This is a genomic window from Streptomyces sp. NPDC047869, assembly GCF_040704065.1.
Classification (GTDB): Bacteria; Actinomycetota; Actinomycetes; order Streptomycetales; family Streptomycetaceae; genus Streptomyces.
This window is the reverse complement of sequence record NZ_JBEYRK010000055.1, coordinates 1-14,548: the sequence shown is the minus strand read 5'-3', so window position 1 is coordinate 14,548 and position 14,548 is coordinate 1. Positions and strand designations below refer to the sequence as shown.

At 72.2% G+C, this 14,548-nt stretch carries 12 protein-coding genes; 6 read left to right on the top strand and 6 right to left on the bottom strand.

What is annotated here, in order from left to right:
- Positions 1–16: 16 nt before the first annotated feature.
- Complete coding sequence (locus AB0924_RS37970) at positions 17–1,894, bottom strand: ABC transporter ATP-binding protein (protein WP_366913942.1); 1,878 nt, start codon at positions 1,892–1,894, stop codon at positions 17–19.
- A 118-nt stretch (positions 1,895–2,012) separates the two neighbouring features.
- Positions 2,013–2,369 (bottom strand): hypothetical protein, encoded by a 357-nt coding sequence (locus AB0924_RS37965; protein WP_366913941.1) that lies wholly within the window; start codon positions 2,367–2,369, stop codon positions 2,013–2,015.
- A 466-nt stretch (positions 2,370–2,835) separates the two neighbouring features.
- Here AB0924_RS37965 and AB0924_RS37960 point away from each other — a divergent pair, with 466 nt between their 5' ends.
- From AB0924_RS37960 to AB0924_RS37945, 4 genes are all read left to right on the top strand, one after another.
- Positions 2,836–3,573 (top strand): BTAD domain-containing putative transcriptional regulator, encoded by a 738-nt coding sequence (locus AB0924_RS37960; protein ID WP_366913940.1) that lies wholly within the window; start codon positions 2,836–2,838, stop codon positions 3,571–3,573.
- 68 nt (positions 3,574–3,641) lie between these two features.
- Positions 3,642–5,165 carry an alpha/beta fold hydrolase gene (locus AB0924_RS37955; RefSeq protein WP_366913939.1) on the top strand — a complete coding sequence of 508 codons (1,524 nt, stop codon included), beginning with the start codon at positions 3,642–3,644 and terminating at the stop codon, positions 5,163–5,165.
- A gap of 23 nt (positions 5,166–5,188) precedes the next feature.
- Complete coding sequence (locus AB0924_RS37950; protein ID WP_358930208.1) at positions 5,189–5,854, top strand: peptidoglycan DD-metalloendopeptidase family protein; 666 nt, start codon at positions 5,189–5,191, stop codon at positions 5,852–5,854.
- Positions 5,855–6,104: 250 nt separating this feature from the next.
- Entirely contained in the window at positions 6,105–7,385 is a 1,281-nt protein-coding gene (locus AB0924_RS37945) for a hypothetical protein (RefSeq protein ID WP_366913938.1), read from the top strand.
- Here the strand turns inward: AB0924_RS37945 and AB0924_RS37940 are convergent.
- Entirely contained in the window at positions 7,369–9,147 is a 1,779-nt protein-coding gene (locus AB0924_RS37940; RefSeq protein WP_358930204.1) for an asparagine synthase-related protein, read from the bottom strand. The two genes, AB0924_RS37945 and AB0924_RS37940, sit on opposite strands and share 17 nt — an antisense overlap.
- A gap of 1 nt (position 9,148) precedes the next feature.
- Positions 9,149–9,772 (bottom strand): lasso peptide biosynthesis B2 protein, encoded by a 624-nt coding sequence (locus AB0924_RS37935; RefSeq protein WP_358930201.1) that lies wholly within the window; start codon positions 9,770–9,772, stop codon positions 9,149–9,151.
- A 443-nt stretch (positions 9,773–10,215) separates the two neighbouring features.
- Between AB0924_RS37935 and AB0924_RS37930 the strand changes: the two genes are divergently transcribed.
- On the top strand, positions 10,216–11,100 hold the full coding sequence (locus AB0924_RS37930) for a DUF6424 family protein (RefSeq protein WP_358930199.1): 885 nt from the start codon (positions 10,216–10,218) through the stop codon (positions 11,098–11,100).
- A 92-nt stretch (positions 11,101–11,192) separates the two neighbouring features.
- On the opposite strand, the gene AB0924_RS37925 is transcribed toward AB0924_RS37930, so the two are convergent.
- Positions 11,193–11,828, bottom strand: coding sequence for a sigma-70 family RNA polymerase sigma factor (locus tag AB0924_RS37925; protein WP_366913937.1), 636 nt, complete (start codon positions 11,826–11,828; stop codon positions 11,193–11,195).
- A gap of 241 nt (positions 11,829–12,069) precedes the next feature.
- Between AB0924_RS37925 and AB0924_RS37920 the strand changes: the two genes are divergently transcribed.
- Positions 12,070–13,113 (top strand): MerR family transcriptional regulator, encoded by a 1,044-nt coding sequence (locus AB0924_RS37920; protein ID WP_358930195.1) that lies wholly within the window; start codon positions 12,070–12,072, stop codon positions 13,111–13,113.
- 326 nt (positions 13,114–13,439) lie between these two features.
- Here the strand turns inward: AB0924_RS37920 and AB0924_RS37915 are convergent, their stop codons facing one another.
- Positions 13,440–14,450, bottom strand: coding sequence for a DUF5914 domain-containing protein (locus AB0924_RS37915; RefSeq protein ID WP_366913936.1), 1,011 nt, complete (start codon positions 14,448–14,450; stop codon positions 13,440–13,442).
- Positions 14,451–14,548 lie beyond the last annotated feature (98 nt).

Sequence of the window (14,548 nt, the reverse complement as noted above, 5' to 3'; positions counted from 1 at the left end):
CACGCGAGCCCCCGGCTCACTGCTCGCCCAGCGGACCGATGTCGACGACCGCCTGCATGCCCGAAACCGGGACCGCGACCGGGAGCCCGGGGGCCGGCTCGGCGCTCTCGCCGAGGAAGCCTCCCGACTGGTGCTGCCACAGCTTGGCATAGGCACCGTTCACCGCGAGCAGTTCCTCGTGGGTGCCCTGCTCGACGACGTTTCCGCGGTCGAGGACGACGAGACGGTCCATGCCGGCGACGGTGCTCAGACGGTGGGCGACCACGAGGGCCGTACGTCCGTCCATCAACCGCCACAGGGCGTCCTGGACGAGGAGTTCGCTCTCCGAGTCCAGCGCGCTGGTCGCCTCGTCGAGCAGCAGGATCGGGGCGTCGCGCAGGATGGCCCTGGCGAGGGCGACGCGCTGGCGCTGACCGCCTGAGAGTTTCACCCCCCGCTCCCCCACCAGGGTGCCGAAGCCGTCGGGGAGCTGGTCGGCGAACTCCGTGACGTGCGCGGCCGCGGCCGCGGCGTGGATCTCCTCGTCGGTGGCACCCGGCCGGGCGAAGGCGATGTTGTCCCGCAGGCTGCGGTGGAACATGGCGGGTTCCTGCGGGACGTAGGCGATCAGTGAGCGCAGGTCGGTCTGGCGCAGCCGGCTGATGTCCTGACCACCGATCAGGATGCGTCCCTCGTCGATGTCCGACATCCGCAGCAGAAGCCGGGTGAGTGTGGTCTTGCCGCCGCCGGACCTGCCGACCAGACCGATGCGTGCGCCTGCCGGCACGTCCAGGTCGAGCCCCTGGAAGATGGGCTTCGCGCCCGTGTGGGCGAAAGTCACCGCTTCGAAGCGGACGCCCGCGTCGCGCGGGGCGAGCGGTTCGGGTTCCGTCAGGTCGAGCACGGTGGGCGGATCCAGCAGCAGCTCCGTGAACTGCGCGGCCTCGGTCATCGAGCTTTCCAGACGCCGGTAGATCTGGTTGAACTCGAACATGATCTGGGTCGCGTTGGAGTAGTAGGTGAAAGCGACGACGACCTCCTCCACTCCCTGACCCGGGCCACCGAAGGCAACGGCGATCAACAGGCCCAGCACGTTGGTCAGCACGGACAGAGGGGCGATCAGGGTGTCGACGCGCAGATTGCCGTAGTCCCACGACCTCAGCGTCAGGCGTCGGGAGTCCGCGACACGGCTGCGGTGCTCGGCGGCCTCCCGCCGTTCGGCCGCGAACGCGCGGATGGTCTCCATGTTCATGAGGCTGTCGGCGACGTGCCCTGAGACCCGGGCGATCGCCGCCTCACGGTCGTTGACGAGCCGCTGCCGGCGACGGATCAGAGGCGTCGCGGCCACCACGGTCGACGCGATCATCACCAGGAGGCCGACGACGAGCATCGGTTCGTAGCTCCAGAGCACCACGGCACCGAACACCAGGGGCACGAGACTGCCTACGATCCGGTACGTCACCGTGTCGACGAAGTCCTCGAAGCGCTTGCCGAAACTCAGCACCCGCTTGGTCAGGGAGCCGGCGAAGTTGTCGTGGAAGAACGCCGCGTCCTTGGCGAGGAGTTCGTCCATGCCGCTCACGTACAGGTGTTCCATCCCCAGGGCGTCCACACGGTTCAGGCAGTGCTGCCCGACCCGCCACACGGCCTCGGCGAGCAACAGCGTCACCCCGAAGCCCAGCACGTACGGCAGCGCCGAGCCGAGGGTGAGACCGCTGCCGTCGGCGGCCTGCCCCGCCAGTTTGGCGATCAGCAGGGGAGCGACGTAGCGAATGCCGATGTTGCCCACGGCCGGCAGCAGCAGTGCGGGCAGGGCCAGCCGTCGCAGTCGCAGCAGTTCCCGGCCGTAGCGGCGCAGTGCCAGAACGACCGCGCCCCTGCCCGGCGTCGGCCCTCGCGTGTCTGTTGTCCCCATCACACTCCCGGAGATTCGGAGAAGTCGGAAGTGTCCCGTCAGGGGAGGACCTCAGTCCAGGCATTTACCGCGGAAGGGCGAGAACCGGACACCGCCGCGGTCGTGGCTCGGTGTTCACTCAGCGGTGGCGGAAGCCGCCGCCGGAACCGCGCCGGCCGTGACCGTCGTGGTCGTCGTCCGACCGGTCATGTCGGCCACGCCCGTCATCGTCGCCGTGGTCGTCGCGATCGCCGTCGTGGTCGTCGTGGCCGTCGTCCAGGGGTGGGAGGTCGACGGTGTCGCAGTAGATCACCGGCCCGGCGGGCGTGGGCGGGGTGGGGGCGTCGGGCGGGATGCCCTCGGTCTCCATCACCAGCAGGCGCAGCGGGACCCCGCGTCGTACGGGCGGTACCTCGATGCGGCCCGTGTAGGTCGGCCTGTCTGACGACTCCGCCTCGGCCGAGCGGAGCGGGGTGGCGGTGCCGTCGAGGGTCACCCACCCGAGATCCTGGTCGCTGATGACGTCGTGCCGGCGCTGCAGGGTGGTGGTGATCTGCGGTCGCGAGGAACCGGTCGGGTTCCAGGACGGGCCGGTGAGGCTGACGGTGAGCGGCGGGCCGGGCCGGACCGTGAGTTCCCGGTCGGGCAGGGTGCGGACCAGGTCGGCGAGGACGGCCGATGAGACCGCGGCTCCGTCGATCGAGTGGGGCTGGTACCGGACCAGGGCGAGGCGGACGAAGGGCAGACAGGTGTCCGACGGCGCCGCTCACCTCTCCCCCGATTTTCACCCTGGCTTCGTATCCCTGCCACTGGAGCCGGGACACCGCGGCAGGCGGTTACACCGTCAACCAGTGACGGTTCAAATGAATGTGACGTGACTTCAGCCCAAGTGATCATGCGCCGTTTCCCCGAAGTTGCGGCGCCCGTCCGCACCGGCCGAGACTGAGAAAGAGAGGCGCAAGGTGTCTTCCCCGTCCGAACTTCGGTTGCTCGGCAACTTCCGGCTGGAGTGCGATGCCGGGCCGGTCGAGTTGTGCCGCAACGGTCAGCGCCTGCTGGCCTTCGTGGCGTTGCGCGGACGCGTGTCACGAACGGTCCTCGCCGGGACACTCTGGCCCGAGGTCACCGAGAACCACGCCCGGGGCAGCCTGCGCACCACTCTGTGGAAACTCCCGCACGGTGATCAGCCCCTGATCCGGTGCTCCGGAGACTCGCTCGTCACCGCCGAGAGCCTGCGCGTCGACGTGCACGATCTCGCCGAAACGGCCCTGAAAGTGGTCCAGGGCTGCGGCCCGCCACTCGCCGGCCGGCTCCCTCAGGGGCTCCTGGGAAGCGAGGACCTGCTGCCGGGCTGGGACGAGGAGTGGGTCCTGCTGGAGCGCGAACGCCTGCGGCAGTTGCGACTGCACGCCCTCGACGCGCTGGCCGAGGCGCTGGTGCACGAGGGGCGGCCGGCGCTCGCCCTGGAGGCGGCGTGGGAGAGCGTGCGCACGGAGCCGCTCCGGGAGAGCGCGCACCGCGCGGCCGTCGCCGCGCACCTCGCGGAAGGCAACCTCATCGAAGCGGTACGTCACTACCGGTCCTTCCGGCGCTTGCTGTGGGACGAGCTGAGGGTCGAACCGTCCCCCCGGTTCTCGCGGATGCTGGTCGGCCACGGCTGCTTCCCCCGGGCCGGTGACGCCGGATTGACATCGGGCTGACGGCCCGTCCGTAACCTCGACGGCGTGCCTTCGAGGCAGCCGATTCTTCTGGACCGCCTGGAGGACGCATGACACCGACCCCGAAACTGCCGATCGTCTACGTCCGGGGATACGCCGGCGGCACCGCCGCGATCGACAAGGCGGTGGCGGACCCGTTCTACGGGTTCAACGAGGGCTCCACGCACATCCGGATCGGACCGGACGACGCGCCGTACTTCTACGAGTTCGAGAGCCCCCTGCTCCGTCTGCACCTGGACGAGGGCTACCGCATCCTCGTCGACGGCGGGCAGGCCCTTTATCTGGCCGGTCACGACACGATCCCGCCGGACACCATCTGGATCCACCGCTTCTACGACCCCTCCGCCAGCACCTGGGGCGCGCGCCCCCAGGAGTTCCGGCTGGAGACGGCCGCGGCGGACCTGCTGCGGCTGATCGACACGGTCCGGGCCAAGTCCGGAGCCGAGCGGGTGCATCTGGTCGCCCACTCCATGGGCGGGCTGGTGTGCCGCTGCCTGGTCCAGAAGATCCTCCCGGACCTCGGCCGCGATCCGGGCGACTGCGTGGGCAAGCTCTTCACGTACGGCACCCCGCACGGCGGCATAGCGTTCGACGTCGGCTTCGGCCTGCTGGAGAGGCTGCGTGACGTCACCGGCGTCAACGGCGCGGAGATCTTCGGGCGCGAGCGGATGTACGAGTACCTGACGCCGAAGTCGGAGACGGACCCGGACGGGCCGCCTCCGGTGTGGGACGCCCGCGCGATGCCAGGAGACGGGCAGTTCCCCTTCCCCAGGGAGCGGGTCTTCTGCCTGATCGGCACCGACCCGACCGACTACGACGTGGCGCTCGGCCTGTCCGCGGCCACGGTCGGGCCGCGCAGCGACGGTCTGGTCAGGATCGACAACGCGTACGTCCCCGGCACGCACCAGGCGTATGTGCACCGCAGTCACAGCGGACGCTACGGACTGGTCAACTCCGAGGAGGGCTACCAGAACCTGCGGCGCTTCCTGTTCGGGGACCGCAGGGCCGAGGCCGAACTGGTCGGAGTCCGGCTGCCGCGGCGGGCCGACACGGCGTGGCAGGCCGAGGTCCGGTTGTCGGTCCGCGGCCTGCGGATCGTCACGCACGAGCGAACGAGCGCCCACTGGTGCCCCGTCCAGCTGCCCGACGGCGGCACGGACGGCGCGTCGGACGAGGCGGCGACGGTCCCGCTGGTGGACACGTTCCTGTGCAGCGGCCTGCGTCCGGACGAAACCGCAACCATGCGGTACGCGCTGCACCTGCGGATCCTGTCGCTGCGGCGCCGTGACGGGCTGCTGAGCTTCGACGACCATCTGGAACAGACCGCCGACTTCGACGACATCCTCGTCATCGACGTGCGCGCCGACCCGGCCGCTCCCGTGCCCGCGATCACGGCCACCTGGAACTCGGAGATCACCGGCCCGATCAGTTCCTACGAGCCGGACAGCCACGCTCTGCGCGACGAGGATCCCACCCCCGGCGCCTGGGTCGGCCGCATCCCGCTGCCCGCCACCGCGGCACCGATCCTCGGCGAGGACGCGCGGATCCGGCTCACCGTGACCCCCTGGCGCTGACGACCCGAAAGGAACCAACCGCCATGGTCTCACTGTCCAACGTGCACCTGGGCGCGAGCAACGACGACGTCCGTACCGTGCAGAAGGCCCTCATCGCCCAGGGCCACCGGATCCCCGACGGCCCCACGGGATTCTTCGGCGCACAGACCAGGGCCGCCTACCGCGCCGAACAGCTCGCCCAGGGCTTCACCGGAGCCGACGCCGACGGCATCCCCGGTCTCGCCTCGCTGAGCGCGCTCGGCCGGCGTGCCGGCTTCACCGTCGACAGCCCCGGCACCGCCGGCGGCGGGCGGGTCCCGTCTCCGGTGCCCGGCCACAAAGTCACCTTCCCGTTCTACGCACGCGGCCCTTACGCCTGGAAGCCGGACGGCGTCAGCCGCCACACGGGTGAGGACTTCGCCGCGCCGACGGGCACCCCCGTGGTCGCCGTACGCAACGGGACCATCGCCTGGTCGAACGGCAAGGGCGGGGCGTACGGCCAGTGGATCGGGCTGAGCGCCGACAACGGGCACATCTACACCTACTGCCACCTGTCACGGCGACGGGTGAGCGACGGCCAGAAGGTCACCGCCGGGCAGCGGCTCGGCGAGGTCGGGGCCACGGGCAACGCCACCGGACCGCATCTGCACTTCGAGATGTCCAAGGGCTCCCACTGGTCCTACGGCATGGTCGGGGAACCCACCTGGTGAACCGCGGCAGCGGAACGTCCCACGTCCGGAGGCGTGGGATGGCGGCCCGGTGGATCACCACGGAGGATGATGACGAAACCTCGGCACGGTGGCAGGTCGACCGCGGCCGTGCCGCACACCTGTGTCTCCGCACGGCACATGTCTGTCTCCGCCTCGCGCATGTGAGTGCCCGTCCCTCACACGTGCAGGGGCGCGACCCACGGTCCCAGGAGGTGATCGGGTGCGGAATCCCCCCAGGCCCCACCCCGGCATGCACCCGAAAGCGGTACGGCCTTCGCTGCGAACCTGGCAGTCACGGGTGTCCTTCGCGGTGATGCTGCTGACGCTGATCCTGACGACGGCGCTACTGGCCCGGTTCGGCAGCGAGGACTTCTTCCACGCGCTGACCTTTCCCGGCAGGATCACCGGTGCCGTCCTTCTCGCGGTCGCGCTCACCACCCTGCTGGGCGCCGCCGGGGTCCTGGACCACTGGGTCCGGCACTCCTTCCCGTACTCCGGTCTGGTCGCTCTCATCGGCTCGTTCGCGGCCCTGCTGACCAACGTCCTGGTGCTGGTCGGGACGGTGCGGGACGGTGATTCCAAGTGGTATCCGACGGTGATCGCCGCGCTCTCGGCGGGTTCGGCGTGGGCCGTTCTCACGGTGTGGCGGACGACGGTCGTGATCCCCGCTCCGAAACGGGTGGCCGCCGCGGTGATCGTCTCCTCGGTCATCGCGGTCGCCAATTTCGGCTATCAGAACCTCTACATGCCGTACCAGCGGGAGACCAGGCCCCTCATCACCCTGTCCATGGGCAAGGCCGTGCTGAGCAAGGACCGCGAGGCCTTCTCCGTACCGATCGACATCACGCTCCAGAACCAAGGTTCCGTGGGTTTCTACGTGCTCGGCACCGAGTTCCACGCCATGGGGTTACGGGTGCCGCTCAGCCGCAAGGACCGGCTCCGGCAGCAGTGGCGGGACGACGCGGCGCAGTGGGCCAAGTCGTCGGAGGTGAACCCGCTCTCCCGCCGGGAGGTGCACCAGCCCGGCGAGCTGGTGGCGGCGCAGCCGTGGATGCCCTACGGCCAATGGATCGAGTCGAGCGACACCTTCGCCACCCGGCTGGTGGTGCAACTGCCCATCAATACGCCGTACGACCAGGTGGCCTTCTACGCCACCGCGAGCCTCGCGCGCAAGGACCGGCTCGTGCTGCAGCCGCCGCTCCAGTTCATGGGGAACTCCTGGGGTGGGGGCAAGACCTCCGCTCTGGTGAAGGAGGACCAGAAAAGGGGCGTCGACTCCCTCATCTACCGGGCCCGGGTGCACGAGAACAACGCGCTCGACGAGTACACGAGGGATGCGCGTTTCGTCACCGTGTACTGGAAGTTCGGCCCGCAGGGCGCGAACGTGGTGACGTCCGTCGCACGCAAGGGTGAGGAAGACCGCGTCCTCACACCGGCGGAACAACGCGAGCTGATCAGCCGCTACGGCCTCGTCGACCTGATGGCGGGTCCGCATGTGCGCACCCTGTGGGACATCAAGAGCCAGCGTTGAGCCGCTCCAGCCAGGCCACCAGGGCGAGGGAGCTGTTCATCCGGTCCCAGGAGTACGAGTCTCCCGTGCCGAGCCGGGCCTCCCGGACCGCCCGGCACAGCGTCTCCACGTCGAACATCTCCCGAACCAGCGGATGCCGGGCGGACCGGCACAGCGTGATGAGTTCGTCGCCGTGTGCCCGCAGGCCGCGGGCGTAGAGGTCGTCGAAGGGCACCTTGAGCGCCCGCCCGGCGATCGGGGCGGGCAGCAGGTCCGCCATGGCCGCGCGCAGAACGGCCTTGGGGCGGCCCGGCTCGTACGTGACCGTGGCGGGCAGGCCGCTCATCGTGGCGATGACGTCCGGGTCGAGGAAGGGGTGCGAGAGGAGGAACCCGTCCCGTGGCGCCCGCTGCCAGGACAGCGGGTCGGGAGCGGCCGCGTAGTTCGCGGCGGCGTACAGCGACTGTTCCGGTCTGCTGCCGAACACGAAGCGGCTCTCCGCGATGCCGGCCTCCCGGTAGCCGTGGGCCCGCGCGAACCCGGGCCGCAGCCACGGGGGGCGGTTGAAGGAGCCGAGGCCGCCGAGCACCGTGCCGCAGCGGGTCAGGGCGGTGACACGCTCGGCCGTGAGGGGAAGAGCCGGCTGGACCACGTAGGCGTGGACGACGTCTCGCAGGCCCCGCTCGCTGCCCGCGGCCCAGGCCCGTGCCTGCCGGGTCAGCTGCCGGAGCCGGCCCGTGCGGGCCAGCCTGTGCAGGACGTACGGGTTGGCGTCGGCGACCGGGTCGGCCCCGCAGCCGGTCAGGAGGGTGTCGCAGCCCAGCTGGGCGGCCGCGGCGTGGAGCCTGCTCCAGAACGGAGCGCGGAAGGCGTGCGGATGCGGCTCGTCCGCGTCTCCCGCGTGGTGCTCGAAGTCGTCGAAGTCGGCCACGTCGTCGGCGTCGACGACCAACGGGCGGGCCGAGGGCGCGTGGCGGCGGATCTCCTGCATCGCCATGTCCAGGTAGGGCCGCTCCGCGGCCAGCTCGCCCTTGTTGAAACGCCCGGCGAGCAGGACCAGTTCCGCCCGGCCGCCGCGTTCCCCGGCCAGCAGGCGTGCGGCGAGCAGCGCGACGCTGGTGGAGTCGGTGCCGCCCGAGACATGGCATGCCGTCATGGTGCCCATACGGCTCCAAACGGCGCTCTCCAGCGCCAGCCGGAGCTCCCGCGCCGCCTGACCGCGGGTGGGACCGTCGGCTGCCGGCTCGGGCGGGCCGGTCATCCGGCGGACGCGTCGCGGGGTACGACCGCGCATCCGGCCGGTGCGGGAGAGCTCCACGACCTCTCCGCCCAGGACACGGTGGACCCCGGTGAAGGGGGTGAGGTCCGTGTGCGGCTGCGCCAGGTTGCCGGTGATGTAGCGGCAGAAGTAGCGGGAATCCAGCTCGGTTGCGCTCCCGAGGCTGCTCGCCGAGGTGCTCGCGGCGAGTACGCGGCCGGCGGACTCGCTGAAGAACAGCGGGACGCGTGCCTGCTCGTCACGCAGCAGGAGGACGCGGTCGCGGTACACCAGGACGGCCGCGTAGTCGCCGGGCGGCAACGGCGCGGCGGCTCCCGGCCGGCCGAGGGCGTCGAGGAGGCCGCGCGCGCCCTCCTCCCGGTCGCGGGCCGTGCCGGCCCAGCCGACGACGGCCGCGGTGCCGGCCGGCGAGGAGACCGTCGTCACCAGGCCCCGGCGCACCATGGTGTCCGCGGTCCAAAGCCTCGGTGCGCCGCCGGCCCAGTCGAGGCGGAGCGCGTCCATGTCACCGTCCCCAGCAGTCGATCGAGAGCACCGGGGTGAAGGCGTGGCCGCGCGGATCGGCGTCGGGGATGCACAGGCCCGCCGACTCCGTCCAGGCGTGCATGGCGAACGGATGCTCACGCACACCGACGTGCAGGACGGCATCGAGGCCGCACCGCCGCAACAGGACGAAGGCCGTCACCGCCTCGGACTTGCAGTCGCCGTTGACCAGCCAGCTGCCGCGGCTGTGGGTCCGCACCGTTTGTTTCAGCCGTGCGACCTCGTCGGCGGAGGGGGCGTCCGCTCGGGCGTAACCCGGCGCGGCCAGGGCCAGCAGGCGCAGGACGCGCCCGAATCCGGCGGTCCGGATCAGCAGGTGCACTCCACGCAGCCAGATCCCGGCGACCGCGTCCGTCCGCGGTGTCCGGCGGTCCGTCGCGCACCCGGCGCTTCTCAGTGCGCCGATGAGCTCGGCACGTTCCTCGGGGCTTCCCTCGGCCAGCTTACGGACGTCCTCCGCCGCCATGCCGAGAAAACGTGTCCGCTTCCAGTCCGCGATCAGCGCTCCGTCGGACATGGCGGTGACACGGCAGTGCGGTGACAGAAGCCTTGCCATGGCTGCCAGGGCGTGGGTGTCCTCTGTCACCGCACTTCCTCCAGGATTCAACCGCGAACGGTGTCAGGGCTGGTAACCGTGACCGTCGTACATCCCGCCGCTGAAGCCCCGGATCAGACGGCCGTTGCCGAGAAGGACCAGCCGGTGCGGCCTACGACGCCGCAGCAATCGGAGAAACATCGCCCACCTCCAGGTCAGGCAGGACCGATCAACTTTCAGGCTACTCTGCCCGGAAGACCCCGCAACCGGATCACGGCCCGGCGCACCCTGCGCGGCAAGGGAAGGCGACGCCTCGTCAACAGGACGATGTCCGAGCCCTGTTGAGTGTGCCGTGCGGCTGGTGCCCGCTGGGGTCGCGACCTGCCGGTTCGCGGAGCACGATGGAATCAGGGGAGATCAGGGGGGACGAATCAGGGGGACTCCGCCCCGCGAGCCGGGGGCCGGCCCGTGAGGCCGAGCCAAGGAGATGAGCGATGGGCCAGCCCGCAATCCGGCTGGGCGGCATCGAATCGGAGAACCATCCGTGGAAGATCCGCCTCGTCGAGCATCCGAAGCGCTTTGAATCGTCACACTTCCGGGCCGCCAAAGCGACGGCCCGCAAGATCCTTCACATCATGGACGACGCCGACCTGCCCTACGGGCCCCGGCCCCTGGAGGCGAAGGAGGGGCCGGCGAACTCCGAACGGTGGGAGATGCACCACGGCGGCAGCCTGTGGGTCAAGGGAGCCCGCGGCTGGCTGATGTACCGCGCGCGGGTCGGCATCGAGTGGAGCATGCAGTTCTGCGCCGACCCGGCGAAGGTGGACCGGCTCCGGCAGGACGCCGCCGAACTGGTCGACGCCTTCCCGCTCACGCTGCCCGCCCTGGCGGAGCTGGGCTACGAGCGGGCCGAGGACCTGCTGCGCACGCCCATCGAGGACGCCGACGCCGTCGAGGCGTGGACCGACTCCCTGTTCAACGCCTGCGTGCCCCTGAGCCACGGCAACCACCAGGGCATCCTGCCCAGCGTGCCCGGCGAGCACCACTACCCCTGGCCGGTCAAGGGCGCGGACTTCGTCCGGTACGACGACTTCCAGCTGTGGGTGACGCTGCCCGACGGCACCCATGGCGCGGTCGCGCCGGTGGACCGGCGTGGCTCCGGGGACGGGCACGTCCGTCTCGCCTTCGTGCCCGAGGGAAGCGTCGCCGCCCCCGCGGTCGCGGAGGCTCAGGACCGCGGGCTGATGGCCGTCCTGCCGGCCAACAGCGATGTGGCCATGCAGGCGTTCGCCCAGCAGGTCGCTCCCGGCCGGCGTACGGCCTCCGGCCCGCTGTCGCCCCGTGCCCGGCGGGGCGGCGGCCACCACGTCGCCGGCTGACCGGCTCGCCCTGAGGCCGATCGGCGGTCACTCCTGCCGTCCGATCGGTGGTGGCTTCGGCAGCCCGATCGGCGGTCACTCGACGCCGTCGCTCATACTTGCATCGTTTGTGCGCGCCACGCGGTCACGACGCCCTCGTCCTCCAGGCAGTGGCGGAGGCGGTCGAGGCCGCGGCGGGTGTGGCTCTTGACGGTGCCGAGCGGCCAGCCGGTGACGCGGGCGATCTGCGTCTGGGTCAGGTCCTCGTAGTAGGCCAGGTGCAGCACCTGCCGCTGCGGGGTGCTGAGCTGCCGCAGGGCCCGACCGACGACCATCCGGTCCAGCGCGGCCTCCGGCTCGCCGGTGTCGTCGCGCCCCTGGGCCGGGGACTGTTCGGCGGCCGCCGCGACGAGCCGCGCGCGGCGCGCGCGGGCGGCGAGCGCGTCGGCCACCTTGCGCCGGGTGATGCCCACGAGCCAGGCGGCCGGTGTCCCGCGCTCCGGAACGTACCCGTGCCGGCCGCGCCAGGCGTCGGCGAACACCTGCTGGGCCACGTCCTCGGCGTCCCGCGCGTCGCCGAGCGCCTGCTGGGCCAGCCCGTGGACCAGCCCGCCCCAACGCCGGTGGATCTCGGACCAGGACGCGTCGTCCGCGGCCGGAGTGGGGCCGTCCCCGACGGCCGGTGACGGGTGGGCGGGGCGGGGGCCGGCCGTGGCGACGGAGCCCGATACAGCCGCGATACGGTTCATGACCACGTCTCTCCCTGTGAGCCCGGTGCGCGTCGCCGGTGTCCCGCGGCGCCCCTCCGTTCGGCGACCCGGCCCCGGAAAATTCCACCGTGCCCGCGTCCTCCGCTGTCCGTGTGTCCACCCTGCGCCGGGCATCCATGACTGGACAACTCGCATCGATATCGCATCGAATAGCCTGAGAGCAGCGGCGGAAGCGGAGAGAGCGGGCCCACGGGCCCTCGGAGCGACGGGGCTGACGGTCATGAGTGATGTGGACGTGGCGGAGCCGGCCGGGCTGACCACGGGCGCGGTGGCTCGCCGCCTGGGCGTCTCCCCCACCACGCTGCGCTCCTGGGACCGCCGTTACGGTCTGGGGCCCGCCTCGCGGTCGCAGGGGCGGCATCGGCGCTGGAGTCCGCGGGACGTGGCGATGGTCGAGGAGATGTGCCGGCTGGCGGCGGCGGGCGTCGCCCCGGCCGAGGCGGCTCGGGTGGCCCGCTCCACGCACGGTGAGGGGGCTCCGTCCGCGGCGGTCCCGGCCGGCCCTGCCACCGACCTGCCGGTGGTCCAGCCGCCCGGGACCGCCGTCCGCCGGGGCGGCGCCGGCGGCGGGCTCCCGCTCGGTGACGTACGCCAGGAGTGCCGGGGGCTCGCCCGGGCCGCGGTGCGGCTGGACGCGCCGGAGCTGGAGAGCCGCCTGCTGGACGCGGTCAGGCAGCACGGGCTGACGACGGCGTGGGAGGAGGTGATGGTGCCGACGCTGCGGGCGGTGGGCCGCAAGTGGGAGTCGTCCGGCGACCGTTACGTGGAGGTCGAGCACCTGCTCTCCTGGCAGATCTCCACCGCGCTGCGCCGTGCGCCGCTGGTGCTGCCGCGCCCCGCGGATGCCGTCGGCACCGAGCCGGTGGTGCTGGCCTGCGCGCCCGGCGAGCAGCACTCGCTGCCGCTGGAGGCGCTGGAAGCGGCGCTGGCCGAGCGGGGCGTGCCGACGCGCATGCTGGGTGCCGCCGTACCGGTGGAGGCGCTGCTGGCCTGTGTCCGGCGCACCGGTCCGGTCGCCCTCGTGCTCTGGGCGCAGACCCGGTCGACGGCGTCGGGGCCGCTGGCCCGGCATGTGGCGGGTCTGCAGTGGGGCTCGGCGGGGGCCCGCCGGCGGGCCCTCGTCCTGCCCGCGGGGCCGGGCTGGGACCGCAGGGCGGCCGGCGACTTCCCGCGGTGCGGTGGTCTGCGGGACGCGGTGCGGACGCTGAGCGGCCTGTACGGCGCGGAGGGCGCTGCTCGTTCCCCCGGGCGCGGGTCGGGGTGAACGCGGCGGAACGGTCGCGGGCGGTCGTCCCCGTGTCCGCCCCCGCCGCCGAGCGGGCGCGGTTCGCGGCACGCCTACGCGTACGCCTCCCCGCGCCCCGATGACGTCACTCAGCCGGCGGCTCGCTCCCCCGGGCACGCTCCCCGCCTGCCCGCCCCCCTGTATCGCTGCCGCCGGGCGTCACACACCGCGCCGGGCACGCGTCGCCGACGGGGCGGGACAGGCGCCACGCCGAGCGCGTGGGAGGGCGACGCGCGGGACGCCTCCCCGTGACGGAGCGGATCCTCAAGCCGCAGGACAGCGGATCCCGGGCCGTCGACGGGTCTTCACCCGGGAAATCGCCCGGTGGAACGCAGCTCCCAGCGCCGTTCGGCGTAGGCCAGGTCGTCGCGCCAGAGACGGCCCGCCGCGTAGCGCATGAGGGGGCGGAGCAGGGGGGCGGTCCGGCGGGCGACGGCGAAGCCGGGGCGTTCGGAGGTGGCCAGCACCGCTTCCACCACGGCGGTGCGCGGCCTGCCCCGGCCGTCCGGGCCGAGCGGTGTCGCATGGGTCTCCACGACGGAGCCCTCGCCTTCGCCGCTGGTGATCCGCATGACGACCGTGCGCGGTCCGGGGGCCGTGAACACGGCGCGGACCGGGACGACGAGCCGGCCGGCGACCTTGAAGGAGACGTCGACCGTGAACGCGTCCTCGCCGTCGTCCCGGCCCGGGGAGTCCACGACGGTGAGGTCGACGAAGGAGTACGGGTGGAACCAGGCCCCGTGCCAGGGGTCGAGGCGGTTGGCGACCACGTCGGCCGGCTCGCAGACGCCCTGCCCGGTGTAGACGGCGGTCAGCGCGCCGGCCACGGGGGGCCGGTCCGGTACCGGCGGCCGGCTGGTGGGATCCTCGCCGCCGACACCGTCCAGCCGCGCCCACAGCAGTACCCCGTCGTCGTACGCGGGCCAGGGCTCCCAGCCGCCGAACGGCCCGCCGTCCAGGGCGAGTCCGTGCCAGTGACAGACCAGGGTGCCGCACCGCACCGGGCTGTCCCGAAGCGGCGCGCCCAGATGCGGGCAGATGCCGGGACCGGCGACCAGGCGGCCCTGTCCGTCGCGCCAGAGCACCACCTCCTGGTCGGCGACGGTCCGGGCCAGCGGGCGGTCCCGGGGCAGGTCGCGGGATGCCCCGACGACGTACCAGTTGCCGCTGGGCCGCTGCTGCGCCCGCTTGAGCGCCTCGGCGATGAGCGCGGGCCGGGCCTCGCGCCACGTCGGCCGCTGGCGTTCCCACGCGACGGGATCACGGCGCAGGCGCAGGGGCAGCCGGGCCCGGCGGAACGGACGATCGGACGTCATGCGGCCCTACCTTCTTGAGTGTGTCCCACGAGTTCGCGACTCTGGGACAGCGCGGGTGGGGCAGGGATGGTTTTCATGCTGGCTGCCCTTGATGGCTC

Excerpts from the sequence above, each read along its gene's own strand:
- AB0924_RS37970 (WP_366913942.1), bottom strand. The coding sequence starts at position 1,894 with ATGGGGACAACAGACACGCGAGGGCCGACGCCGGGCAGGGGCGCGGTC.
- AB0924_RS37955 (WP_366913939.1), top strand. The coding sequence starts at position 3,642 with ATGACACCGACCCCGAAACTGCCGATCGTCTACGTCCGGGGATACGCC.
- AB0924_RS37950 (WP_358930208.1), top strand. The coding sequence starts at position 5,189 with ATGGTCTCACTGTCCAACGTGCACCTGGGCGCGAGCAACGACGACGTC.
- AB0924_RS37945 (WP_366913938.1), top strand. The coding sequence starts at position 6,105 with ATGCACCCGAAAGCGGTACGGCCTTCGCTGCGAACCTGGCAGTCACGG.
- AB0924_RS37940 (WP_358930204.1), bottom strand. The coding sequence starts at position 9,147 with ATGGACGCGCTCCGCCTCGACTGGGCCGGCGGCGCACCGAGGCTTTGG.
- AB0924_RS37930 (WP_358930199.1), top strand. The coding sequence starts at position 10,216 with ATGGGCCAGCCCGCAATCCGGCTGGGCGGCATCGAATCGGAGAACCAT.
- AB0924_RS37925 (WP_366913937.1), bottom strand. The coding sequence starts at position 11,828 with ATGAACCGTATCGCGGCTGTATCGGGCTCCGTCGCCACGGCCGGCCCC.
- AB0924_RS37920 (WP_358930195.1), top strand. The coding sequence starts at position 12,070 with ATGAGTGATGTGGACGTGGCGGAGCCGGCCGGGCTGACCACGGGCGCG.
- AB0924_RS37915 (WP_366913936.1), bottom strand. The coding sequence starts at position 14,450 with ATGACGTCCGATCGTCCGTTCCGCCGGGCCCGGCTGCCCCTGCGCCTG.